Here is a 24,053-nt window from a genome sequence, read left to right on the forward strand (position 1 = left end):
GATGAACAACGGGTCAGACGACGATCGTTTTTTGGGTATCCGCTTGAATCGTTATCTCGCTCTCTGCGGCGTCACCTCCCGGCGGAAAGCTCTTGTACAAATCCAGGAAGGACGGGTCACGGTCAACGGAGAAAAAATTCTGGAGCCCTCCGTCCGCATCATTCCCGGACGCGATGATGTCAGATATGATGGCCGCTTGATCTCCGCGCCGGAGGAGTGGATCGTCCTGGCCTTCAACAAACCGCCGGGATTCATCACCGCGCGATCCGATACCCACGGACGATCGACTATCATGGATGTTCTCGGCGGAACCGGCGCCGCGGTTTTTCCCGTCGGCCGGCTGGATCGGGATTCCGAGGGGCTTTTGCTATTGACCAACTGCGGGGATTTGGCGCATGCGCTCCTGCATCCCCGCTATGGCATCCAGCGGGACTATCTTACGGTGCTGCAGTGGGAACCCTCTGATCAGGATATAAAGAAATTGCAGGAAGGCGTTTCTATCGGGCCGGGGGAGTGGGTGCAGCCGGAATCGGTCAAGCGGGGGGGCGCCAAAACAGCCCTCCGCATTGTCCTGACCGAGGGGAAGAAGCGGGAAGTCCGCCGGATGGTGCAGGCCGTGGGGCACCGGGTCATCCGTCTGGTCCGTCTTTCCTTCGCGGGGATCGAGTTGGGGGATCTTCCTTCAGGGAAAACCAGGCCGCTGACCCCGAGAGAGCGAAAGATGCTTGAGGAAATGACCGGTGTTGATTTGGGCCCGCTACCCTGGATCGAATAGGGAGATATTCCGTGACCTTGACATTGAGGAGTGAACCCGGCCCTCCACTCTCGGGGCGGACGCGGGTAACCCCCGATAAGTCGATGACGCACCGGGCCGTGCTTTTGGGCGCCATCGCCAAGGGTGTCAGCCGGATAGCGAGGCCCAACTCCGGCGGCGATTGCCGGGCGACCGCCGAGGCGGCGCGGGCGCTCGGCGCAAAAACCCGGCTCACCGATGAGGAATGGGTGATTGAGGGATGTGAGGGTATCTTTCAGGAACCGGATCATGTTCTCGATATGGGGAATTCCGGCACCGGTATCCGGCTTCTGGCCGGCCTCCTATCAACCCAGCCCTTTCTTGCGATCCTGACGGGGGACTTGAGCCTTCGCTCCCGGCCGATGAGCCGGGTGGCCGACCCCCTGAGGGCGATGGGGGCCACGATCCTCTCCCGGAAGGGCGGCCGCGCGCCGCTCGCCATCCTGGGGGGGCGCTGCCACCCGATCTCATATGAGATGCCGGTCGCCAGCGCCCAGGTGAAGAGCGCCCTCCTCCTGGCCGGTCTCGGCGCCGCACCGGGGGAATTGGTCGTCACGGAACCCGGTCCCGCCCGCGATCATACCGAACGATTGTTAAAGTATCTTGGCGTTCCGATATTCGTGGAGGGATCCCGCATCAAACTCAAGACACCGGCCGCCATCCCTTCATTTGAATGGACGATCCCCGGAGATCCCTCCGCAGCCGCCTTTTACATTGTGGCGGCTCTCATTGCGCCGGGGTCCGAGCTTGTCCTTGAGGACGTCGCACTCAATCCGCGGCGTATCGGATTCCTCAATGTGCTGAGACAGATGGGGGCCGCGATTGAAATCTCGCCCCGTGGCGAACAAGAACCCGAGCCGCGCGGCGATATCACGGTTAAACATTGCGGTTTGAAGGGAATTACGGTGCCGGGCGAAGCGGCGGTCACCTTTATCGATGAGGTGCCTGTTTTATCTGTGGCCGCGGCCTTCGCTGAGGGGGAGACGGTCTTTCAAGGCCTGGATGAACTGCGGCACAAGGAGTCGGACCGGCTGGCGACAACAGCCAAGATGATACGTGATCTGGGGGGCGCCGTGGAAGAAACGGCCGACGGCCTCACCCTGCATGGAGGGGCGGGCGGTCTGCGGGGTGGAGTGGTGGAGAGCTTTAACGATCATCGCATCGCCATGTCCGGTCTTGTGGCCGGGTGCGCCGCGCGGGAGAGTGTGACGGTGCACGGCGGGGAGTCGATCTCGACTTCTGATCCCGCCTTTATTGAAACGTTGGCTGGATTAAGATCGATTCCACAATGATCTTTTAGGATAAGGATCTCTCATGACGCCGGATATCATTGCTATCGACGGCCCCGCGGGAACAGGCAAGACGACCAGCGCCGCCGGTGTGGCCCATGAACTCGGGTTCGCCTATATCGACAGCGGAGCGGTTTATCGGGCGATCGCCGTCGCCGCCGTCGATGCCGGTATTGAGAACCTCCCGGATCCCCGCGTTGATGCGCTGCTGACCCAGGTCACGGTAACCGCTGACACGTCCGCCGGGCTCTTTCGTGTTTTTGTCAATGGGGATGAGGTGACGGCCCGGCTGCGCGAGCCCCGGGTTTCAAACCTCTCATCCGTTCTGGCCGTCCGGGTCGATGTCCGCGAGAAGGTTGATCGGGTTCTCCATCGCTTGGCGGAATCCCAATCCGTCGTGATTGAAGGGCGCGATATCGGGACGGTGGTCTTTCCCGATGCCATCCTTAAAATCTTTCTTACCGCGGACCGTCGTGAGCGGGCTCAGCGGCGTTTGAAAGACCTGGAAAAATTAGGATCCGCACCATCCGTGGATGAGGTCGAGGAAGAAATCGCCGAGCGCGATAGCAGGGATTCGGGACGGGCGGTGGCTCCGCTGAAGCGGCATCCCGACGCCATTGTTATCGATACCACGGCCATGACGCCGGCGGAACAAATTCAATGTATTGTACAAGCCTATCGCCGGCGCCGCGCGCCGGGCGGTCTGTGAGATCCGGCGCCATGAGCCGGACTGCGGGCGGGATCGACGGAGTATGAACTGATGCATGGCATGCCGTTTCACTATTTTTTGATATGGCGGTTTGTCCGTACGATCGGTGTCGTCTTTCTCGGCCTCCGTTCCGAACCGCCGAAACCGGTCCTCCCGGAGGGCGGGTGTCTTCTGGCGGCCAACCATAAAAGCTACCTCGATCCTCCCATGATCTCGGTCGTCCTCTTTGAGGCGATCCACTTTCTGTCGAAGATTGAGCTCTTCCGCGTTCCGGTTCTCGGCCCTCTCATCCGGTCCCTCGGAGCCCTGCCTGTAAAACGGGGAGCGGTCGATCTCAGGAGCATCAAGATCTATGTCAACGCCCTTCGGACCGGCCGGCCGGTTCTGATCTTCCCCGAGGGAACCCGCAGGCCCGAGCCCGGTTTTCGAAAGCCGCGCGGCGGGGTGGCCTTCCTGGCCAGAATGGCAGGTGTCCCGGTCGTCCCCATTTATATCGGTGGCACATCAGGTTGGTGGAAAGCCCTGATCCGCAAGCGAAGGGTCACCGTGCGGTTCGGAGAGCCCATCCATCCTGGGGATGAGGATGAGAAGATCTTCAGCCAAAGGGTCATGCAAGCGATTGCCAAAATGGCCGATCCTATCGATCGAAATAGCGAATAAGGGGATTGAGACCGGAACGTCCTTGATATAATCTGCTGAGATACCCGGCCAGGGCTGCGGCTCGGCGGCCGGGAATTTTAAATGCAAGGAGGAAGTTTACCAAAATGTCCGAAAACCAAAAACAACCCGAGGAAGAAAGCCCGGCCACGGAGAGTCGCAGGATTCCCAAGGCGGCTGGAGTCATGACCGGCGTCGCCGAGAGGACAAGAAACGTCGGCATCTTCGATACTTCCGAGGACGATGATGATGATGATCTGGATTCCATGTCCGAGGGTCGCAGGGGTAGCGGGAGACCCAAACCAAAACCCAAAATCCTGAACCGCGACGCGGAAGAGATGGAGAACCCGGAAGAAATCGAAGAACTGGCTTCACTCGTCGGCATGTACGAGGACTCCCTGAGCCATCTCGAAGAGGGTGAGATTCTCAAGGGCAGGATTATCCGGGTGGATGAGAAAGACGTGCTTGTGGACATCGGTTTCAAATCCGAAGGGATTATAGCCATTTCGGAATTCTCTGAGCTCGACACAATAAAAGTCGGCGACACGATCGATGTCTTCCTTGAGAGGCTTGAGAATCAGGACGGACTCGTTGTTCTGTCCAAGCAGCGGGCCGACTTCGTCAAGGTATGGGACCGCGTCAAGGATGCCGCGGAAAAGGGCGAAGTTGTCGAGGGGCGGTTGGTCAAAAAGATCAAAGGCGGGTTTGTCGTCGATTTGTTCGGCGTCGAAGCCTTTCTCCCCGGCTCGCAAGTTGCGCTTCGGCCTTCTCAATCCGTCGAAGGCTTGATGAATGAGACATTAAAGTTCAAAATCATCAAGTTGAACAAGCGACGTCGTAATATCGTCGTCTCCCGCAGGCTGGTTCTCGAAGAGGAGCGGGCCTGGGCCAAGACGAACATTCTCAAAGAGCTGGAAGTCGGTCAGATCCGCGAGGGATTTGTCAAAAACATCACAGATTTCGGCGCCTTTGTGGATCTCGGCGGTATTGACGGGCTCTTGCACATTACAGACATGTCTTGGGGCCGCATCCGGCACCCGAGCGAAGTCCTTAATGTGGGTGACAAAATCGAGGTCAAGGTTCTTTCCTTTGATCCGGATCGCGAGAGGATCAGTCTCGGTCTGAAGCAGCTGTCGGAGTACCCTTGGGAGCGGGTGGAAGAGAAATACCCCGTGGGTTCAAAACTCTCCGGCCGGGTGGTGAGTCTCACCGATTACGGCGCCTTTGTTGAATTGGAAAAGGGCGTTGAAGGACTCATCCACGTCTCCGAGATGTCCTGGACAAAGCATGTTCGCCATCCGTCCAAGATCCTCCAGGAGAATCATGAAGTTGAATGCATGGTTCTCAAAGTAGACAAAGAGAATGAAAAAATCTCTCTGGGTCTAAAGCAGGTGGAACCCGATCCATGGCTCACCCTGGACGAAAAATATCCGATTAATTCAGTGGTTGAGGGGAAGGTTCGCAACCTCACCAATTTCGGCGCCTTTGTCGAGTTGGAAGAGGGGATCGACGGATTGGTGCATATCTCCGACCTTTCCTGGACTCGCCGCGTCGGCCACCCCAGTGAGGTGGTAAAGAAGAGCCAGGATGTCAGTGTGCGCGTTCTTGCCATTGATAAAGTCGCAAGAAGAATCTCTCTCGGTCTCAAGCAGGTTGAGGATGATCCGTGGCCTCAACTGATCGAAACCTTCACCATCGGAGCCGTCGCCAAACCCGTTGTCAACAAGATCACCGATAAAGGGTTGGTTGTGATGCTCGAAGACAAGGTGGAAGGATTCATTCCAGTGGCGCATCTCGGGATCGACAAGATCAAGGATCCCGCGGATCACTTCAAAGAAGGGGATGAGCTCGACGCCAAGGTTCTGCGGGTCGATTCGGTCAACCACCGGATCCTTCTCTCTGTGAAGGCTTATTATGAAGATCAGGAGAAGGAAACCCTCGAGGAATTCCAGACGAAATTTGGAAAGAGGGGGCAGACGGTAGGGGATGCGATCGGAGACGCTGCGGAGGCGGGCGATGAATCCGAGGCCGAAGGGTCCTCATCAGAGGGCACTGATGAGATCGCCGACTTGGTGGATGAAGCGGTGGAAACCGATGAATCCGCCGGCAAGGCGGTCGATGAGGAGACCCCCGAGGCCGAGGCGGCTGAAGATTCCAAGGATACCCCACCGGCTGATTAGCCAAGAGGCTGGTGGTCTGTAACGGGGGCGGCCTTTTGGCCGCCCCTTTTTTTATCCCGGTGCGGAGCCCGGCTTGAAGGGGGGCTGGGACCGTTCTAGAATGACGAAGGTCTAACTGTATCAGAGGAGGGAATATCACGGTGTGGTTTCTAAAGACTCTTGTTATTCTAATCGTTGTGCTGGTTCTGTTGTGGTGTTTGCTACCCAACATGAATACCAGCGCCACGATATCGGTCCTCTGGCCGGTGAGTCGTTCGCTGGAATTGCCACTGGCGATGGCCCTTTTCCTGGCCTATTTTTTAGGCATTCTCACCCTCTATGTGATCTCCCTTGCTCGGGATCTCCGGATGCGAACCCAATTCCATCGTCTGAAAAGAGAGAACAAACAGCTTCAGGAAGAGGTCAAGAGGATGCGCCGCGCCCCGATAGAGGAACTTGAAAAGAGCCTGGAACCCTCCGGAAGGAGGGGAATGAAGGATCGGCCGGAGGAGTGATGGGTGATCGCTATTTGATTCTGCTGGCCCTTCTTGCAGCGGGCGCCGCTGTTCTCATCATCGTTTTTCTCTTCAGGAAGGGGGGCGTGAGCCACAAGCCGGATCGTTCCGAGCTTTATCGGAATGTTTCAGAAGCGCTGGTCGAGGGCGATGTCACGCAAGCTCTCCGTCTCCTGCGGCGGATCGCTCTTGAATACTCCGACGATTGGAATTCCCAACTTCTATTGGGAGATCTCCTGAGAAGCTCGGGCCGAGCTCAAAAGGCGCTCCCCCTTCATCAGATGCTGGTCACGCAAGTTCCTGGAGATAGACAATCCATGGTTCGGATTTTTGAATCGGTCGCCCGGGACAACCTTGCTCTTGCGCTTCCAGAAAAGGCCCTGGATGCCGCTCATGAAATGCTGGAATTGGATCGTCAAAATACCACTGCACACGAAATCAGCTGGCGGGCCTATGATTCCCAGGGTGAATGGGAAGCGGCTTGGGATGAGCTTCAGCGCTTCTACAAAAGGGCGGAGGTCATCCCGGGAGGAGTTCCGTCGCCGGCGCTGTATAAGGTCTTTATGGGCCATAAGAGCCTTGAAAGCGGTGATCTGAAAAACGCCCAGCAGCATCTGCGTCTAGCCCTGCGTCTTGATCCGGAACTTCATCTGGCGAAAGTCTTTCTTGGCGATACCAAAAGCCGGGGGGGGCATGAAAACGAGGCGATCGACCTTTGGAAGGATTTTGCGAAACACCGGCCCGACGACGCCGAGCTTGTCTTCGGACGTCTTGAACGAACACTCTTCGCCCTGGGTCGCTTCGGCGAGCTAAACGCCGTCTATGAAGATATCCTGGGTGACGATGCTGAACATCCGGGGGCTCTGGCCGCGCTGGCAAGAATGTGTATCAAACGGGGCATGTATGAGGAAGCCGACCGCTATCTTCAACTCCTTCACGAAAAGTTTCCTGAGGATCGGAGGGGGCGGCGGCTCCTGGTTGAATCCCTGCTGTCGGCGGGTAAAACGGCAGAAGCCCTGGAATATATGGAAACGTGGATGGAGGAGAATCCTACCCTCCAAACACAGTGCACCTCTTGCGGATACCGGGGTTCGGATCTTCTCATTCGTTGCCCTCAATGCAATGCTTGGCAGCATGCGCCGTCGGCACCTTCCATCCGGTAGAGGAAAGAGAGAGGCGCCCGGCCTGTCTCTTCTTCCGATTCTTTTTCTGGCTGGAATATTATGCTTATCCGCGGATCTCTCCCTTGCGCAAGCGCCAGTGGAACCTCCCGCCATAGATCCGTTGATGGGCGAATTCAGAGAGATTCTATCCAAGCCGACGCGATCAGAGATAGTGACACTGCTCAAGGAGTTCATTCGGCGTAGACCGGGGGCTCCGGCGGCCCGCCAGGCCCGTCTCTGGTTGCTTGAGGATGCTATCGTCGGGGGAGACTGGAATCGCCTCTCCGTCGATCTGGAGTCGATGGATTTGAATCTGTTTCCGACCGACTCAACCCTATCCCCGCGCCTGCGATACTTGATCTCGTTGTCTCAGTTCAAGTCAAGTCAAAGAGATACAGCATTTACTTCGTCTTCTTTCTCAGCCCCACGCCCTAATGACAGACCTCGTTATTCATGGGACGCTCTGAGGGATTGGATCGAAATCCGGAAGGCTCTTGATCGCCTTCCTGATGAAAAGGGCCTGCGCCCCTATCTGGAGTGGGAAGGCGCCGCGCGCGCCACTGGTTTCTTCGGCCTCTGGATGGCAGGATTGAGCCTCACCCCGGAGGGAAGCCGGGCGAGGAAAGCCCTCGGAGATCTTATCCAGCGGCACGGGAGATCGCTGACAGGTTCTTTGGAGGGGGTTTGGCTCGAACGGACGCAGCCTAGAGACGGGTCCCCCCAAAAGTAGACGAAAAGCGATAAGACGAAAATGATGTTGGAATTATGGCTCGGCGCAAAGAATTAAAAAAAATGGGTACGACCGGGTCATTGACCGGTACATCCACCGGCGCATCCGTCGATCGAAGCCGGGCGACGCCGATGATGGCCCAATACTTCGAAATCAAGGCCCAACATCCTGATGCCGTTTTGCTCTACCGCATGGGCGATTTCTACGAGATGTTTTATGAAGACGCCGTCCTGGCCAGCAAGATTCTCGGTTTAACATTAACATCCCGCGACAAAGGACAGGAAAACAGCATCCCGCTCGCCGGTCTTCCTTGGCATAGCGCTGATCCCTATATCGCCCGGCTGCTCAAGGCCGGCCACAAGATCGCCATTTGCGAGCAGGTCTCCGACCCCCCTCTCAAGAGCGGCCTTATGGATCGCCGGGTGATAGAAGTCCTCACACCCGGGACGGCCCTTCAAGACGGTCTTTTGGAATCAAGATCGAACAATTTTGTCCTGGCCATCAGAATCGCCGGAGAGATGATCGGATTCGCCGTCGCCGATATCAGCACCGGCGAGTTCTATGCCGGGGATCTGCCTTTTAGTGAAGCGGGCGCACAATTTGAACGATTCAGACCATCCGAGATGATTGTCGGCTCCGATCAGGTTCAGGATGAGGCGATAAAAGATCTTTTTAGGGAATCGTCGCAACCCTATATAACAAAATTGGATCCCTGGCAATTCGAGGAGGCGCGGGCGGCAAACCGTCTCCGTGAGCATTTCGGCCTGTCGACTCTGGCCGGTTGGGATCTAGAAGACCTGGGACCGGGATTGGGGGCGGCCGCGGCATTGCTCGACTACGCGCGGGACCAAAAACAATCCGACCTTCCTCATATCCGATCGATTCGACGCCTCCGGCCCGGATCGACCATGGTTCTTGATGCGATCACGCTGCGCCATCTTGAGATCCTGGAGCCCCTGCTGGGAACCGACCGCGCGACGACCCTTCTGTCGGTTCTCGATCGGACGTGCACCCCGATGGGGGCGCGGAAGCTGCGCTCCGCGTTACGCGCCCCGCTGATGGATCTAGAGGCCATCCGGCGGCGGCACACCGCGATCGGTCTCTTGATCGACCACCCCACCCAGCTGACACGATTGCGCCAGGCCCTGGGCAGGATCCGGGACATCGAGAGGATTCTGGGAAAGGTGACGACGGACAGGGCGACGCCGAGGGATTTGGCGGCTCTGCGGGATTCATTGGCATCGCTGCCCGCTCTGCAGAAGGAGTGCCTTGAGTTGACCGGGGGACAAAGCGGCCCCTCCCGTTCGGGTGAGATGCCGGTCATTCCCGGGGCCGATATCGATCTGCTGGCCGATATCCGGGATCTGCTCGAGCGTTCCCTCAGTGAATGCCCGCCGGCCACGCCGAATGACCTGGGGATTATCCGTGACGGATACGATCAGGAGCTCGACGCGATCCGGCAGGGATCCATCAGCGGGCGGGAATGGATCGCCGCGCTTCAAGAGATTGAAAGAAAGCAGACCGGCATACCGACGCTGAAGGTCGGCTTTAACAAAGTATTCGGTTATTACCTCGAGGTCACCCACGCGCAACTTTCCAAAGTGCCCGATCACTATATCCGTAAGCAGACATTGGTCAATGCGGAGCGTTTTCTAACTCCGGAATTGAAGGAGAAGGAGGAGAAGGTCCTCGGCGCCGAGGCGGCGGAGAAGAAGCGTCAAAGGGAGATTCTCAGCGATCTTCAGTCCCGGACGGGAGGGGAAGCCTCCCGGATTCTTGAGACGGCCTCGCGGATCGCGGAATTGGATCTGCTGGCCGGATGGGCCGAAACAGCGCAGCGGGGCGGTTATATCCGTCCGGAGATGTCTGAGACGACGGGGATCCGGATTAGTCAAGGCCGCCATTCGGTGGTGGAGAGTTTTGTGGGGGCCGGGCAATTCGTGGCCAATGATGTCCATCTCAATAATGGCGATCGGCAGGTTCAGATTCTAACGGGACCGAATATGGCCGGGAAATCGACCTTCCTCCGCCAGGTCGGGATTCTCTGCATTATGGCGCAGGCCGGATCGTGGATTCCCGCGGAGGAGGCGACCCTCGGTCTGGTCGACCGGATTTTCACCCGTGTCGGGGCCTCTGATAATATTGCGCTCGGTCAATCGACATTTCTCGTCGAGATGATTGAGACGAGCCGGATTCTCCATCAGGCGACCTCCCGGGCTCTCGTTCTGCTGGATGAGATCGGACGGGGAACCTCCACATATGACGGTCTCTCGCTCGCCTGGGCCGTCGCCGAAGAACTGCGGCGTGATCCCAAACGCCGTCCGATGGTTATCTTTGCGACCCACTTTCATGAGCTCACCCGTCTTGCCAGACAGGAAAAGGGTTTTATAAACCTCAATGTCCTTGTCCGTGAGTGGAATGACGAGGTGATCTTCATGCGAAAGGTGGCCGAGGGGGCGGCCGATCGAAGTTATGGGATTCATGTCGCCCGCCTGGCCGGTATCCCCGGCCCCGTGCTGAAACGGGCCGAGGAAATTCTGAGAAATCTCGAGGCGCGCGGTCCCCGGCCGGTCCCCGACGGCGGATTCCTGCAACCCCAGTTGCCCCTCTTTTCGGATCATGAGGTGGGAGAACTGATGTGGGATGAAGGGGGCGGTGAGGGGAGCGGGCGAGCAGGGGATCCGGCGAGTGTCCTCAATGAGGAGAAGATGCGCCCGATTATCGATGAGATTCGGAGCATCGATCTGGATGGGATGAGTCCCCGGGAGGCGTGGGAATGCTTGGAAGACTGGCGCGCGCGGATCAAAGCCTCCCTTGACGGATCGGATGAGGGCTCCTAACCTTAGGGCAGACGCTGGGGATGCGAAGGAGGCGAAGTCATGCGCCGCATCGGCTTGATCCTGTTGGCCCTGTTCGTTCTGATCGGTTGTTCACGCCAGGTCACCGTGACGCCTCAAGATATTCGTCCGGGGATGGATATCAAAGACGCCCAAGTGGTCACCCTTGATGGTTATGTCTACTATTTCGATCGCCTCGTTTTCGAGGCGGACAGCCTTTCCGGCTTTAATTCCGTTGTTGAAGAGAAAATTGAAAACGGGTCTATCGCCTATGTCGATGTGCCCCATGTCACCCGCATCCCTCTGGCGCTGGTGGAGAGCGTTCAGCGACGGAAAAGGGAGATGGGACAAACGATGCTCTACGGCGCCGGCCTTGTCGGTCTCGGCGTCATCATGATTGATCTGGCGAGTTCCGATGATCCCACCTATGAGAGCCAACCCAGGGGCAAGCCGCCGATCAGTGTGCCGGATGACAACTAAGCCGGCGCGATAAAGTAATAAAAGCCGCCCTGCATGGGGCGGCTTTTTTGTTTTGGTTTCCGGGTTCAAGATCGAATGCGGCAACGCCTATTTTGTGCGCCTCTGCTATTGCGATCCGTCTCCCTCTTCCATTGCCGCGTCGGCCTCCGCCTCGGCTTCCCGTTTCTTCTCCAGATACTCCTTTATCATTTTCGCGTGGTCCCGCGCCTGGGTCGCTTTTGAAAAATGAGGATCGGCCGCCGCCGCTTCATAGGCATCAATCGCCTTTTCGTCCATATGGAGCTTGCTGTAGTAGATTTCGGCCAGCGCATATTGCGCCTTCCCATTGGGGGATTCCAATTCGATCGATGTCTTCAGCGCATCAACGGCGTCCTGGATTCGTGACATCTGATTCAGGAGCACACCGCGGTTGTAGTGAAGATCGGCGTTCGAGGCATCGTAACGGCAGGCCATGTCGTAATTGTGCAAGGCCTTCTCTTTATCGCCGGCATGATAATAGAGCTGCGCCAGCGAGCTGTAGGCCGAGCGGGCGCTGGAATGCCGCGGGGCTTTCTCGATCGCCGCCTCATACGCCTCTATGGTTCTCTGTTTATCTTCTTTGGTCTTGGCATGCCGGTGGAGGAGGGTGGCGATCGCATAATGAAGATCCGTCTGCGTTTCATCGAGGCTCAAGGCCGCCTCATATTGTTCAATCGCCTCGTCGATGCGAACAAGATCAGCCAGGAGCTCGCCGAGAATCCGGTGGGCCATCGCCGGCTGGGGAGCGCCGCTCAAAGATTGTTGAAGCTCCTCGACTGCCTTTTCCTTCTCGCCGAGCTGCCGGTAGATCAATCCCAAATTGTAGCGCGCCGCGGTGAAGGTCGGCGCCAGGGCGAGGGCTTCCTCGAATTTGAGGCTGGCCTCGGCGAATTGCTGGCTTCCCGCCAGCTCCAATCCGGCATTGTAGAGCTCCACCGCCGCAGCGGGGGGCGGGACGGAGATCTCGCCGACTTCTTGCGCCTTCACCGGAAGGCGGAGGATGGAGAGAATCCCCATGATGAGGACCATCTTTGAAATCCAGGTTCTGTTTTTCATACCTCTCCTTGAATTTTCCTGTTCGGGACGCCGTCTGTCCATACGGGTTCCCGCATCTTTTCGTTCCTATTCGATGATGTCAAGTTAGGTTCTTCGTCCGGCCGCCTTGCCCCTGTGAGCGGCGCCGACTAGCATGGGGGGGACTTCCCAACCATGTCCGGGCGATACCCCCCCCCGGCCAACCGGCCGAAGGAGACCTATGCATCCCTGGTATGAAGAGGCTTTTGGCGCTCTCTATCCCATCGTTTACCACCATCGGAATGACGCGGAAGCGATCGCCGTGGGGGATCGTCTCCTTTCCATCCAGCCTGTCGCATCTCTCCGGCTTCTCGATCTCGCCTGCGGCGCGGGGCGTGTATCCCGGATCCTGAAGGATCTGGGCGCCGATGTCACCGGGCTCGATCTTTCGCCACAGCTCCTCGAGCAGGCCGGCCGGTCGGCGCCCCGCCTCTCCCTTGTCCGAGGGGATATGCGTTTCCTTCCCTTCCAACCCAAACATTGGGATGGAGTTCTCTCGATTTTTACATCCTTTGGCTATTTCGAGAACGAATCTCAGGATCTTGGGGTCCTGGATGAGGTGAGACGCATCCTCAAACCGGCTGGATTCTTCATGCTCGATCTCGGCAATCCCGCATGGGTGCGGCGTTCGCTGGTTCCCATGTCGGAGCGGAGGGTGGGGGCGTGGACCATCCGCGAGACCCGCCATCTCGAGGAGGAGGGGTGGAGAGTTGTCAAAGAGGTGTGGTTGCGGCACAGTGACACAAGCCGGGAAGAGCGGTGGACGGAGAGGGTCCGCCTCTATCCGCGGGATAGGATGGAGAAGGAGTTCCGGATCCGGGGCTTCGCCGTCGAACAGGTTTGGGGGAATTATGATGGATCCCCGCCGGATGACGATGCGCCCCGGCTCTTCTTTTTCTGCAGGGCGGCAGACTGAGAGGTTTCATCAATGACCGATCGTTTTTGGATTCGCCATGGAACATTGCTGGAAACCGAGCCGCCGGCCTGGGAGGGGGGATTTACCGTGCAGGGTCCCCTGTTCCAACCGGAGGAAATGCCGGCGGGAGGCGGTGAGGGGATGCCGCCCCAGACCGATTCCTTCTGGAACGATCTGCTGCAGCTGAACCGGAGGTTGGGAGCCACCAAGAAAGCCCTATCGCTCCTGAAAGATGTCTCGCGCGGCAAGGCCGATGTGCTGATCACCGGCCAGCAGCCCGGCATCCTCGGCGGCCCTTTATACAATTTCCTCAAACTGGCCACCACGGTTGTGACGGCCCGGCGCTGGTCGGAGCACTCCGGCCGTCCGGTGCTGCCGCTGTTTTGGGGTGTCACCGATGACACCGATTTCGGTGAGATCTCATGGACTCTGCTACCCGATCGCCAGCTCAGGTTGAACAAAATACGGATTGAGCCGGAGCCTGAATCGCAGCAAAACATGGTCGGATGTTTCCCGCGCGAATCCTGGCAGGAGGGTTTTGATCAGGCGCTGGGTCTAATAGGGGTGGAGGGGGATCTCAATCGGGAGCCGGTCTGGTTAAAATCACTGGCCGGCCTGCCGGGCGATGATTGGGGGGAGGCTTTTCTTGCCCTTCTGCTCCATCTGACCGGCCCCCATCCGCTCATCGTTGTCGACGGCCGGCGGCCGTCCCTGCTGTCTCCCGCCAGACCTCTCTTTGAAAAATATCTAGAGCATTTACCGGCGGCGATGGATGCGATTAAATCCCGGGGTGAAGAGCTGCAGAAGCGGCAGATCACTCCACTGCTCGACAGCGAGTCGGCCCTCCGGCCCATATACATTTTGAAAGAATCGAAACGGATCCGCCGCGACGGGGAAGCGGAGGGAATGTGGGCGCCCAATGTTATTCTGCGCCCCCTCATGCAGGGCTACCTGTTTCCCCAGAGGGGGGTTGTCGTTGGATTGGGGGAGATTCTTTACCGGATTCAGATGAGGGATTTGTATAAGATAATGGATCTCCAGCCACCGGCGCTCCTGCCACGGTTCAGCGCCACGATTCTTCCGCCCTGGGTTCAACAGCTGCCCAAGGATATTGTTCCCATGGAATGGCTCCTCGACATCGAAGCCGCACGCGCAAAGTTGGAGCGATCCCCGGCGGGAGAAAAATTGGGTCATCTATCGGGAGGATTCAGGAAGAAATTGCGGGCTATTCTTGCCGGCATGGCGGAGATCGGTTCGGAAGAGGATAAATCATATCCGCAACTGGTTGCTTCCGTGGAACGCAAAATCGATTTTCAGATAAAACGGTTGGAAGAAGGACTGCGGGCGAAAATCCGCGCCCGGCGGCTCAGAGAGAATCCCGGCTTGGCCCATTTTGAGGAGTTTTTAAGGCCGAAAGGACGCTTGCAGGAGCGCGGGCTTTCGCTTCTAACAGCGGGGCTTTTCTGCGGACCCGACATCTACTCCGAAATCCTTGATTGGGTGGAGGAATGGGGGAATCAGTGGAGCGGCTCGGAGGGAAAGTGGAGCCACTGGGTAATGGGTCCTCCGAAAGATAAGTCATAGCGCTTGGCACCAGCGGAAGGAAAAGGAGACGTTCATGTCGGACCGGCCCTTGCGAATCGGTATTGTCTGTTACCCCAGCTCCGGCGGCAGCGGCATCGTCGCCACCGACTTGGCCCTGGCTCTGGCGCGTGGAGGGGATCAAGTGACCCTCATCAGTTATACGCGGCCGATTCGTTTCCGTAGTTCCCTGCCGAACCTCGATTTCTTTGAAGTGCAGACAGAGCATTATCCGGTATTCCACCATCAACCTTATACATTAAGTCTCGCCGCCGGCATTACTTCACTGGCCCGGACGAAAGGGCTCGACATCGTCCATGCCCATTATGCCGTTCCTCACGCCACCGCCGCCTATCTGGCGAAACAGATCCTGGCGCCGCAGGAGCTGCCCGTTGTCACGACCCTGCATGGAACTGATATCACCCTGGTCGGCACGCGTCCCGCCTTCTATGAGACGACCCGGTTCAGTATCTTGAAGTCTGATCGTGTCACCACGGTGAGTCATTGGCTCGAGGCGGAAACCCGCGCCAAGCTCGATGTCGACATCCCGATCCAGGTTATTCCGAACTTCATCGACGGCGACATCTTTAAGCCGCGGGATTCAAGCCGTCCGCGCTGTTTTCCGGACGATCGCCCGATCATCATGCACATTTCGAATTTCAGGAAAGTGAAGAATGTCCCCGCCGTGATCGAGGTTTTCCGGAGAGTCCGGCGTTGGATTCCGGCGCGCCTCGTCTTAATCGGTCACGGTCCGGAAAGACCGAAGGTGATTGAACAGATCCGGGAACTGGGGCTTCAAGATGATGTTCTCGTCATGGGTCTTCAGAACAGTATCGAGCAAATTCTGCCCGAGGCTGATCTCGTTTTGACTCCCAGTGAGCATGAATCCTTCGGTTTGGTCGCTCTTGAAGCCCTGGCCTCGGGCGTACCCGTCATCACGACGAACATGGGAGGCGCCGTCGAGGTGATTGAGGATGGAGTGACCGGGTTTCTTCGGGATCCCCGGGATCTTGAAGGGATGACTGAGGCGGCTTTAAAGATTTTAAAGAATCCCACGGTGAAAGAAGAGATGGGCCGCCTGGGCCGGGCATCGGCCCTGAAGCGCTTCTCGATCGACACGATCATCCGTCAATACCGCGAACTTTATCGGGAGATTCGTCCTTAGGCTGCATCATGGAACCTGTGCTCGGGGTTATGACCATGACGGCGGCCATCCGTCCGGTTCGCCCCTTATCGCGTCTGTGCGAATAGTACAAGTCGGATCGGCAGGATGTGCAATGGGCCGAATGTTGCACCTGATGAGCGGATAAACCCAAACGGATCAATTTTTCATAAATTATCCGGCGGAGGTCGAGCCGCGGTTGTGGCGACCATCGGTTCATCGCCAGAGGGGCCAATTGAACGGCGACATCCCAGTTTACGGGATAACATTCGCCTCCGATGCCGGGGCCGATCCAGGCGCAGAGCTCCGCCGGGGGCCTCCCGGCGGCGGCGCTGAGACGGTGGATCCCATTCTCGACCATGCCGCGGGCGACGCCCCTCCATCCGCAGTGAAGGAGGGAAATGACCGGACCGGGGGCCCAGAGGAAGAGGGGCGGGCAATCGGCGACCGTCATGACGAGGGGCAGGCCGCAGTGGCTTGTGATCATCCCATCGGCCCGGCCGGCGAGACCCGGATCGGTCACGGCGAGAATCCGCGAGCCATGATCCATCCTGATTCGAGCCCATCGGGGAGGGGGTATTCTCAGCAGATCTCCAATCCGTCGGAGATTCGCTTCGACTGATTGGGGATGATCACCGACGGTGAAGCCGCAGTTGAGGGAGTCGTACGGTTTCGGGCTTTCACCACCGATGCGGGTGGTCAGGAAACCCGTGACTTCCCCGGGCAATGAGGGTATCCAATTGAGGAGCAGGCCCTTTTCTTGCGTCAACCGGTCGGAGAACTCGATCCCATCTGGTCTCATGGCCCCATCGTAAAGGGGGCGGCCCATTGGGGGAAGTCCATCGTGTTGGAACGGATGATAGAGCTGGATGTCTTCGCCTTTCACTGGCTGCGGGAGGTTACGCGTTCCACATGGGGCGACGCCTTTTTCCCCTGGCTGACCGATCTGGACCACTTCCGCATCCCTATCCTCGTCGGATGGCTGCTGCTGATGATCTTTGGGGGCCTCCGCGGCCGGAAGGCCGGGCTCCTGCTGGCTGTGACCCTCATTCTAACGGATCAGATCTCCGCCTCGCTCCTCAAGGAAATGGTGGGGAGGGTTCGCCCATGCTTTGCCCTTGATGGAGTCAACCCTCTTATTTCCCAATCACATAGCTTCTCATTTCCGTCCAGCCATGCCGCAAACAGTGTGGGCGGCGCCGCCATCCTAGCCCTTGTCCTGGGGCGGTGGTGGTGGTCGGGGCTTCTTTTGGCCGGGGCGATCTCCTTCTCAAGGGTCTATGTCGGTGTGCATTACCCCCTGGATCTCATCGGGGGAGCCCTGATAGGCATGGGCCTCGCCCTGCTGCTCTACGCCACCGGAGGTCCCATCGCGACCAGGGTCGCTGGGTGGCGATGGAGGCGGAGATCCTCGCGGGATCCCGACTGAACAGCCGGCAATCCTTAGGATATCAAAGAGATGAGCCGATCTTCTGTAAGGAATCGGAAGGGAGAGGTATGTCCGGCAAGGAAACAGCGTCGGGGGGAACGTCGGTTTCTTCCGGCTGGGATAGACCGCTGCGTCTCTATGTCGGGGCCGTCATTTTGGCCTCGGTGGGGATTCTTTGCGCCTCCTTCCCATCCCTGCATGAATTCCGCCGGGCCGATCTCTGGATTTGGCTCATCATTTGCATCGGCGCCGAGTTTCTTTGGCTGGAGACGATCTCCGGCGAGGGCTCGGATTCCATGGCCTCCACCGTGAACTTCGCCGCAATCTACCTGCTGGATCTTCCAACCGTTCTGTTCGTCGTGCCGGTGAGCGTCTTTATTGCAACGCGGTTTGTACAAAAGAGAAACTTTATCAAATCCCTCTTTGGATTCTCACAAATGATTGTAACGATTATCGCGGCGGGATCGGTGTTCCGATGGACAGGGGGATTGTTCACAGAACTGGAAGTGCTGCGCCATCCGATGTCTCTGCTGCCCTGTCTGGCAGCGGGGACGGTTTATACCGTCGTTAATTCAGGATTGGTCGCCTGCGCCGTTTCATTAGAGAATAAATCACCCCTCTTCAAGACATGGCGCGTCAATTTCGGATACCGGAATTACATCTTCTCTTCCGTCGCGCTGTTTATTCTATCGCCGCTCCTCGTCATCGCCTATCTCGCGGTGGGGTATTGGGGCGTGCTGCTCTTCTTCCTGCCGATGTTTATCATTAAAAATCAGAACCGGGAGTATATCGAACTCCAGCGCACAACCCATGCCTTGATCAGCTCCGAGCGTATGGCGGCGCGGGGAGAGATGGCGGCTGAGATCTCCCATGAATTGGGCAACTATCTCGCGATTCTCTCCGGCCGGGCGCAACTCCTCTCCGGCCGGGCGATGCGCGCCGGCGATGCCGCGATGGCGAAGGACGCCCAAACGATTAAAGATCAAGTGGCCAATATGACGGTCCTGACGAAAGGTCTTCTAGACCATTCACACCGGGATGTAAAACCCCAGGATACGGATCTCAATGAGCTGACCAGTCGAACCGTAGAATTCCTCAAACCGCAAAATCGCTTCGATAAGATCGAGCTTCGCGTGGAGCTGGGCGAGGGCATCGGGGACTGGTTCGTTGATGCAGGTCAAATACAGCAGGTCCTGATCAATCTCATCAAGAATTCCGCCGACGCCATCCTGGGTGAAGGGCGCGCTGAGGGTGTCATCCACATCTACAGTGAAGTCGACGCCAATGGAGGCGCGCATCTAATCGTCGAGGATGACGGACCGGGGATCCCGGAGAATAAGCGGGATGCGGTTTTCGAACCCGGTGTGACCACCAAACCGGATGGACATGGCTTCGGTCTTTATACCTGTCTCCGCATTCTGGAGAACCACGGTGGGAAAATCTGGGTCGACGCGAGCCCCCTTGGCGGCGCTCAGTTCCATCTTTCCCTGCCGGGATCTCGCAAAGCCGCCTAGTTTCGAGTGCGGGGCCGCTCTTTCGAACCGGCGAGGATCTCACACGATCAACCTTCACATTGACACACGCGGCGATGCACCGTACGGTCTTTCTGTTATGGATCATTCCCGGAGTGACATCAGAGGCGAAGATCGGATCCTCATCCACGGGGCAGGTCCCTCTATCATTTCACGTTCCCTCCTTTTCCCCCTTTCGATCCTTTTCATCCTGCTCATTTCCATCCTTGCCGCCGGATGCAAGGGATCGAAAGGGGAGAAGGGCTTCACTGAGAATCAGGAGGCCTCAAAGGGGATCACGGTCGATCCAGAGCAGTATTGGACGACGTGGCGTGACACGGTGCGCCGGGGAGACACCCTCTGGGATATCCTGGATCGGCATCAAGTCTATATGGCTGACGTCAACCGGCTTCTCAATGGGGTTCATGGCGATGAACCTTTCTCGTGGCGGCATCTCATGCCGGGCCAGCTGTTAGAGGGGAAACATGATGAGATGGGTTCCCTGCGCCAGGTCCTTTATCTCCTCAACAGAGAAGATATTTTTCAGCTGGAATTGGCTGGGGATTCGGTTTCCGTCTCCGCCTGTTCCGTCGTGCGGGAAACCCAGTGGCGCCGTCTTCAGGCCGTGGTGAATAGTACGGTCGATGCCGCTCTGCGGCGGGCGGGGGGGAATCCTCTCTTGCTTCATGAGCTGGCGGCGACCCTTTCCTGGGATCTTGATTTCTTCACCGATCCGCGCAAGGGAGATACCCTTGATCTTGTCGTCGAGGAAATCTACATCGACGGTGAATTTTTCCGCTTTGGTGATATTCAATGGGTCACCTATCGGGGAGAGAAGGTCTCGACGACCGGCGTGCGGTTTCATGCCTTGGATCGGGAAGGGCCGGAGTATTACGATCTTGAGGGGAGAAATCTGCGAAAGTCCTTCCTCAAATCTCCTCTGAATTATACGCGGATCAGCAGCACCTTCAGCCAGCACCGCTTCCATCCCATCCTAAAGAAATACAGGCCCCATCTGGGCGTTGACTACGCCGCCCCCTCCGGAACCCCGGTGGTATCGGTCGCCGACGGAGAGGTTTCCCAGGCGGAATGGAATGGGGGATTCGGCAGATATATCAAGATCAGACATGCCGGTCAGATCTACACAACCTATGGGCATCTGAGGAAGTTCGCGAAGGGAATCCGTCGAGGGGCCAGGGTCAAACAGAATCAAGTGATCGGATATGTTGGGGCGACGGGTTTGGCGACCGGACCCCACCTCGATTACCGGGTCATGCGGGATGGCCGGTTTGTCGATCCCCTTCGATTGAAGAATCCCCCGACGCACCCGATTCCAGAGACGGATTGGGACCGCTTTAGAGAGCACCTGACCTGGCTGGAAAAGGAGATCCACGATTTGCTCCCAGGAAAGAGGATTCCGGCGCCGTCGGCCCCGCATTTCTCTCCAAAGGATGGTGCGACGATTTCCGTGGCCGCCGCGGAAGGGGGTTCACCTTGACAGAGGGATCTTTCGACTGTTAGATTGCGTCGGTTGAGCTTGTCGGAATTCATGAGATCTCAGTTGTGGGAATCGGAGGAAGGAGCCGATTTGAGCCTCTCTCATCTTGAGTCTTTCCTCAGAGCGGTGAATACCGATGAGAACCTGAAGAATGTCCAGAAGCCTGTGGGCGACCGTCTCCAGAATGTCCGGCATGAGTTGAGGAACTTCTTCAAATCCGATATTCCAGTCGTTGAGAAAATCGGCGATTACACGGTCGCCGTTCCTGGGAAGATGTTCCGGCCCACCCTCGTGCTTCTGGTAGCGGGTCACTTCGAAGGACGGCTGGACGATGCGATTTTCTCCGCATCGGTGGTCGAGTTGATCCACACCGCGACTCTGATTCACGACGATACCATTGATCGTAGCCAGCTGCGCCGGGGGCATCCCACGCTCAACGCTCTCTATGACGATATGGCCGCGACAATCGTCGGCGATTTTGTCTATACCAAGGCTTTTGTCTCTCTCATGGATCGAGGCCTCCATAATGTGCTCGAGGTCACCGCCCGCACCGCCTATCGAATGAGTCTGGGAGAGATGCTTCAGATCCAATACCGTGGGAATCCCGAGATGAGCGAGGAAAAGTACATGGAGCTCATCGATTGTAAAACCGCCTCTCTTATGAGCGCCGCCTGTGAGATTGGGGTTCTAGTGACGGAGGAGGCGGAGAGATACCGGGAAATGTTCAGGGCGTTCGGCCACTATCTCGGTCTGGCTTATCAGATTACGGATGATCTCTTCGATTTTGTGGGGGATCCCGAGCAGTTGGGCAAGGTTCTGCGATCCGACCTCCGTGAAGGAAAAGTGACGCTTCCCCTGATCCATGTTCTCTCAAAAGCCACCGAAAAAGAAAAGATACGGATCAAGAGTATCATTCAAGGTCCTGAGATGGACGGCGTTGATTGGGAGCAAGTGCTCGAGCTTCTCGACCGCTATGACGGACTCGAGTACGGACGCCTGAAAGCCCTCGAATATGCCGATCGCGCCCGCGCCCTCATTGAAGGGCTCGGCAGAACTCCCTACCTCGACGCGTTGGAACAGGCTGTGGATTATGCCGTTGTGCGGACGCACTAGACTATTCATCGTGATTCACCGCCTGATTTCACAGAGGTTATCGATCCATCTGAACAGGACCCCACGGGTTGGTATTCCAAGGAGTCACCCTTGAAGATGCGTCCCCGCGGTGATAAAATCCCAAAGCATGGAAAGGCGGCCCCCAATTTGAATGCAGCCTCAAAAGATGTTGCATCCGCGGATAGGGCATCCGGGGATATCTCTAACCACGAACTGGCCCGATGGTGCGCCCGGGAGGCGGTGGAACGAAAAGGCGAGGATGTGCTTCTCCTCGATCTTCGAGAGATATCCTCTGTCTGCGATTTCTTCGTCGTCATCAGCGCGACATCCGAGGCGCATGTTTGGGCTCTCGCCGAGGGGCTTCGCCGGCAGTTGAAAGATGAATACGGGATTCGGCCCTGGCATGTCGAGGGCAGAACAGGTGACCGATGGGTTCTCCTGGATTGTGTTGATTGGGTCGTTCACATCTTCCATCACGAAACCCGGGAACACTATCAGCTTGAGCGCCTTTGGGGAGATGCCCCCCGGGAAACCTTTAAATCGTAGCGCCGGATCGAGGGTCCACGGAGAACCGGAATGCCCCAAGACAAAGGACGGAATGCCGCAACGCCGATTCTTGTTGTCGGATCCGTCGCGCTGGACACCATCTCGACTCCGCAAGCAAAGGGTGTGGAGGTTCTCGGCGGGTCGGCCTCATATGTCAGTTTGGTTTCATCCGTCTTTGCGCCGGTTCGCATCGTCGCGGTCGTTGGTGAAGATTTTCCGGAGAAACATCATGAGGTGCTTGCCTGCCGGGGGATCGATCTCACGGGCCTCTCCGTCGCACCCGGAAAAACGTTTCAATGGGAAGGTGTCTATGAAGCCGATCTGGTCGGACGGCGTTCTTTAAGGACGGATCTCAATGTTTTTGAGATATTTCGGCCGGTCATTCCCGACTCATTCAGACAAACACCCATTGTCTTTTTGGCGAATATAGATCCGGATCTCCAAGCCTCTGTTCTTGATCAAATGGATAAACCCGAGTGGGTCGTCCTCGATACGATGGATTTCTGGATGAACGGGGCCAAGCGAGATTCTTTATTGAGACTCCTCGGACGCGTGCATGCCGTCCTGGTCAATGATGAAGAGGCGAAACTTCTGACAGGTCTGAATGTGATTCCCGATGCGGCCTGTTGGATTCAGGACAGGGGACCGGAGGTGGTCGTTGTCAAACGCGGAGATTGCGGGGCCCTGGCGCGGATTCGATCCACCTGGTTTTGGGTGCCGCCTTTTCCCGAGGGGAGGGTCGTCGATCCGACCGGGGCCGGGGATAGCTTTGCCGCAGGTTTTCTGGGTTCTTTAGCCCGCTGGGGATTGGATGATGTGGGGCTCCGCCGATCGCTCTTGATCGGAGGGGCTTCGGCATCGTATGCCATCGAGAGGTTCGGGGCTGAGGCCCTGGTCAATTTGAAACGAAGTGAGATCCTCTCCAGGGCTCTGATCCTTCGGGAGATGGGATCGGTCCCCTATCCCGATGAGGCCCTCGATGGTGAAACCGATATAGAAGAGATGCGAGTAAGATGAGGGGAGGGGTTTCCAGTGGATCCTGAGCGATTGGGCCGCATAGAACGGGATCTGTCGGAACTCCGCGCCGTACGGGCCGTTCGTTTGATGGCGGACGGTGAGCAGATTCAAGAGGTTCACATCATCGCCCTCCCCGGCCGGGATGTGAAGGGGATTGTCCGTGATGTGGTGACCACGCTGTTTGCTTGGCACGGAATCCGACTCAACCACCGCAAAATAAGTGTTGCGGTAATGGGACAGCACGATATGAAGAAAGTAAAGGAATCGGACGCGGTGGAAGTCTCAACGGATCAGCGGCTGGAATATGTTAGTGTCAACTCATTGCTGCAGGGCTCCCGCGTCGAAGCTCAGGTTGAACTTTCCTGGGGCGGAGGGTCTCTCTTTGGGTCCCAGACCGGGGCTAATACGCCCGAGTCCCGATTGCGTCTGGTGGGTGAGGCGGCTCTTGATGCCGTTCAGCAGGCGACGCGTGAGGGGCATCAATGGAGTTTGGGCGATGCTCTGAAGTTCAGGTTGGGGGAGGGAGAGGCGATTGCTGTAAAGGTCTTATTGCTATCGGGGCGCCGCCGCAGCGAGATGGCCGGATGCGCCCTGATCGGATCTTATCCCGATGAGGCCGTTGTTTTCGCCGTGCTCCAAGCGACCAACCGGGCGGGCTCTCAGCTCTTGAGACCCGTTTGGACGGAGTATGACATCACCGCCACTTCCGAAATCGATAACGGCGTGGCGGCCGGCCGGGAATCGGTCGGCGGCCCCTGAGAGAAGGAACCCCGGCGGGGATGAAGGTGGTGGGGAGGTCTACTTGTGGATCGCTACAAAGAAGCCGGGGTTGATAGGGGCAGGGCTGACCTCGTCC

General features: G+C 57.6%; 22 protein-coding genes. 20 read left to right on the forward strand and 2 right to left on the reverse strand.

Going from position 1 to position 24,053, the window contains the following annotated elements:
- Position 1: 1 nt before the first annotated feature.
- From KJ970_09840 to KJ970_09885, 10 genes are all read left to right on the forward strand, one after another.
- A complete protein-coding gene (locus KJ970_09840; GenBank protein ID MBU2691219.1) occupies positions 2–775 on the forward strand; it encodes an rRNA pseudouridine synthase in 774 nt (257 codons plus the stop codon).
- A gap of 17 nt (positions 776–792) precedes the next feature.
- Complete coding sequence (gene aroA / locus KJ970_09845; protein ID MBU2691220.1) at positions 793–2,085, forward strand: 3-phosphoshikimate 1-carboxyvinyltransferase; 1,293 nt, start codon at positions 793–795, stop codon at positions 2,083–2,085.
- Positions 2,086–2,107: 22 nt separating this feature from the next.
- Positions 2,108–2,791: a (d)CMP kinase gene (gene cmk / locus KJ970_09850; GenBank protein ID MBU2691221.1), complete on the forward strand. Its 684-nt coding sequence runs from the start codon at positions 2,108–2,110 to the stop codon at positions 2,789–2,791.
- Between the two features lie 60 nt (positions 2,792–2,851).
- A complete protein-coding gene (locus KJ970_09855) occupies positions 2,852–3,451 on the forward strand; it encodes a 1-acyl-sn-glycerol-3-phosphate acyltransferase (GenBank protein MBU2691222.1) in 600 nt (199 codons plus the stop codon).
- Positions 3,452–3,555: 104 nt separating this feature from the next.
- On the forward strand, positions 3,556–5,628 hold the full coding sequence (gene rpsA, locus KJ970_09860; protein ID MBU2691223.1) for a 30S ribosomal protein S1: 2,073 nt from the start codon (positions 3,556–3,558) through the stop codon (positions 5,626–5,628).
- 140 nt (positions 5,629–5,768) lie between these two features.
- Complete coding sequence (locus KJ970_09865; protein ID MBU2691224.1) at positions 5,769–6,122, forward strand: LapA family protein; 354 nt, start codon at positions 5,769–5,771, stop codon at positions 6,120–6,122.
- Positions 6,122–7,285, forward strand: a complete 1,164-nt coding sequence (locus KJ970_09870; protein MBU2691225.1) for a tetratricopeptide repeat protein — start codon at positions 6,122–6,124, stop codon at positions 7,283–7,285. Before KJ970_09865 ends, KJ970_09870 begins: the two co-directional genes overlap by 1 nt.
- A 124-nt stretch (positions 7,286–7,409) precedes the next feature.
- Positions 7,410–8,015 carry a hypothetical protein gene (locus KJ970_09875; protein MBU2691226.1) on the forward strand — a complete coding sequence of 202 codons (606 nt, stop codon included), beginning with the start codon at positions 7,410–7,412 and terminating at the stop codon, positions 8,013–8,015.
- A 35-nt stretch (positions 8,016–8,050) separates the two neighbouring features.
- A complete protein-coding gene (gene mutS / locus KJ970_09880; GenBank protein MBU2691227.1) occupies positions 8,051–10,855 on the forward strand; it encodes a DNA mismatch repair protein MutS in 2,805 nt (934 codons plus the stop codon).
- 39 nt (positions 10,856–10,894) lie between these two features.
- A complete protein-coding gene (locus KJ970_09885) occupies positions 10,895–11,332 on the forward strand; it encodes a hypothetical protein (GenBank protein MBU2691228.1) in 438 nt (145 codons plus the stop codon).
- 105 nt (positions 11,333–11,437) lie between these two features.
- Here the strand turns inward: KJ970_09885 and KJ970_09890 are convergent, their stop codons facing one another.
- Positions 11,438–12,406, reverse strand: coding sequence for a tetratricopeptide repeat protein (locus tag KJ970_09890; protein MBU2691229.1), 969 nt, complete (start codon positions 12,404–12,406; stop codon positions 11,438–11,440).
- Between the two features lie 199 nt (positions 12,407–12,605).
- Between KJ970_09890 and KJ970_09895 the strand changes: the two genes are divergently transcribed.
- Genes KJ970_09895 through bshA form a run of 3 tightly spaced genes read left to right on the forward strand, consistent with a single transcriptional unit; the run spans position 12,606 to position 16,086 of the window.
- Complete coding sequence (locus KJ970_09895; GenBank protein MBU2691230.1) at positions 12,606–13,340, forward strand: class I SAM-dependent methyltransferase; 735 nt, start codon at positions 12,606–12,608, stop codon at positions 13,338–13,340.
- A gap of 12 nt (positions 13,341–13,352) precedes the next feature.
- The gene (gene bshC, locus KJ970_09900; GenBank protein ID MBU2691231.1) at positions 13,353–14,924 is read left to right on the forward strand and encodes a bacillithiol biosynthesis BshC; all 1,572 of its coding nucleotides are present in this window, start codon (positions 13,353–13,355) and stop codon (positions 14,922–14,924) included.
- A 34-nt stretch (positions 14,925–14,958) separates the two neighbouring features.
- A complete protein-coding gene (gene bshA / locus KJ970_09905) occupies positions 14,959–16,086 on the forward strand; it encodes an N-acetyl-alpha-D-glucosaminyl L-malate synthase BshA (protein MBU2691232.1) in 1,128 nt (375 codons plus the stop codon).
- Here the strand turns inward: bshA and KJ970_09910 are convergent.
- The gene (locus KJ970_09910) at positions 16,043–16,912 is read right to left on the reverse strand and encodes a polyphenol oxidase family protein (GenBank protein MBU2691233.1); all 870 of its coding nucleotides are present in this window, start codon (positions 16,910–16,912) and stop codon (positions 16,043–16,045) included. The genes bshA and KJ970_09910 overlap by 44 nt on opposite strands.
- A 15-nt stretch (positions 16,913–16,927) precedes the next feature.
- Between KJ970_09910 and KJ970_09915 the strand changes: the two genes are divergently transcribed.
- The 7 genes from KJ970_09915 (at position 16,928) to KJ970_09945 (ending at position 23,956) form a co-directional block, all read left to right on the forward strand.
- The gene (locus KJ970_09915; GenBank protein MBU2691234.1) at positions 16,928–17,512 is read left to right on the forward strand and encodes a phosphatase PAP2 family protein; all 585 of its coding nucleotides are present in this window, start codon (positions 16,928–16,930) and stop codon (positions 17,510–17,512) included.
- 68 nt (positions 17,513–17,580) lie between these two features.
- Positions 17,581–19,026, forward strand: a complete 1,446-nt coding sequence (locus KJ970_09920) for a HAMP domain-containing histidine kinase (protein MBU2691235.1) — start codon at positions 17,581–17,583, stop codon at positions 19,024–19,026.
- Positions 19,027–19,123: 97 nt separating this feature from the next.
- A complete protein-coding gene (locus KJ970_09925; GenBank protein MBU2691236.1) occupies positions 19,124–20,521 on the forward strand; it encodes a peptidoglycan DD-metalloendopeptidase family protein in 1,398 nt (465 codons plus the stop codon).
- 51 nt (positions 20,522–20,572) lie between these two features.
- Positions 20,573–21,634: a polyprenyl synthetase family protein gene (locus tag KJ970_09930; protein ID MBU2691237.1), complete on the forward strand. Its 1,062-nt coding sequence runs from the start codon at positions 20,573–20,575 to the stop codon at positions 21,632–21,634.
- A 96-nt stretch (positions 21,635–21,730) separates the two neighbouring features.
- Positions 21,731–22,180: a ribosome silencing factor gene (gene rsfS / locus KJ970_09935; protein ID MBU2691238.1), complete on the forward strand. Its 450-nt coding sequence runs from the start codon at positions 21,731–21,733 to the stop codon at positions 22,178–22,180.
- Positions 22,181–22,210: 30 nt separating this feature from the next.
- The gene (locus KJ970_09940) at positions 22,211–23,197 is read left to right on the forward strand and encodes a sugar kinase (GenBank protein MBU2691239.1); all 987 of its coding nucleotides are present in this window, start codon (positions 22,211–22,213) and stop codon (positions 23,195–23,197) included.
- A 15-nt stretch (positions 23,198–23,212) separates the two neighbouring features.
- On the forward strand, positions 23,213–23,956 hold the full coding sequence (locus tag KJ970_09945) for a hypothetical protein (GenBank protein ID MBU2691240.1): 744 nt from the start codon (positions 23,213–23,215) through the stop codon (positions 23,954–23,956).
- The last annotated feature ends 97 nt before the right edge of the window (positions 23,957–24,053 follow it).

Source organism: Candidatus Eisenbacteria bacterium, assembly GCA_018831195.1.
Taxonomy (GTDB): Bacteria; Eisenbacteria; RBG-16-71-46; order CAIMUX01; family JAHJDP01; genus JAHJDP01.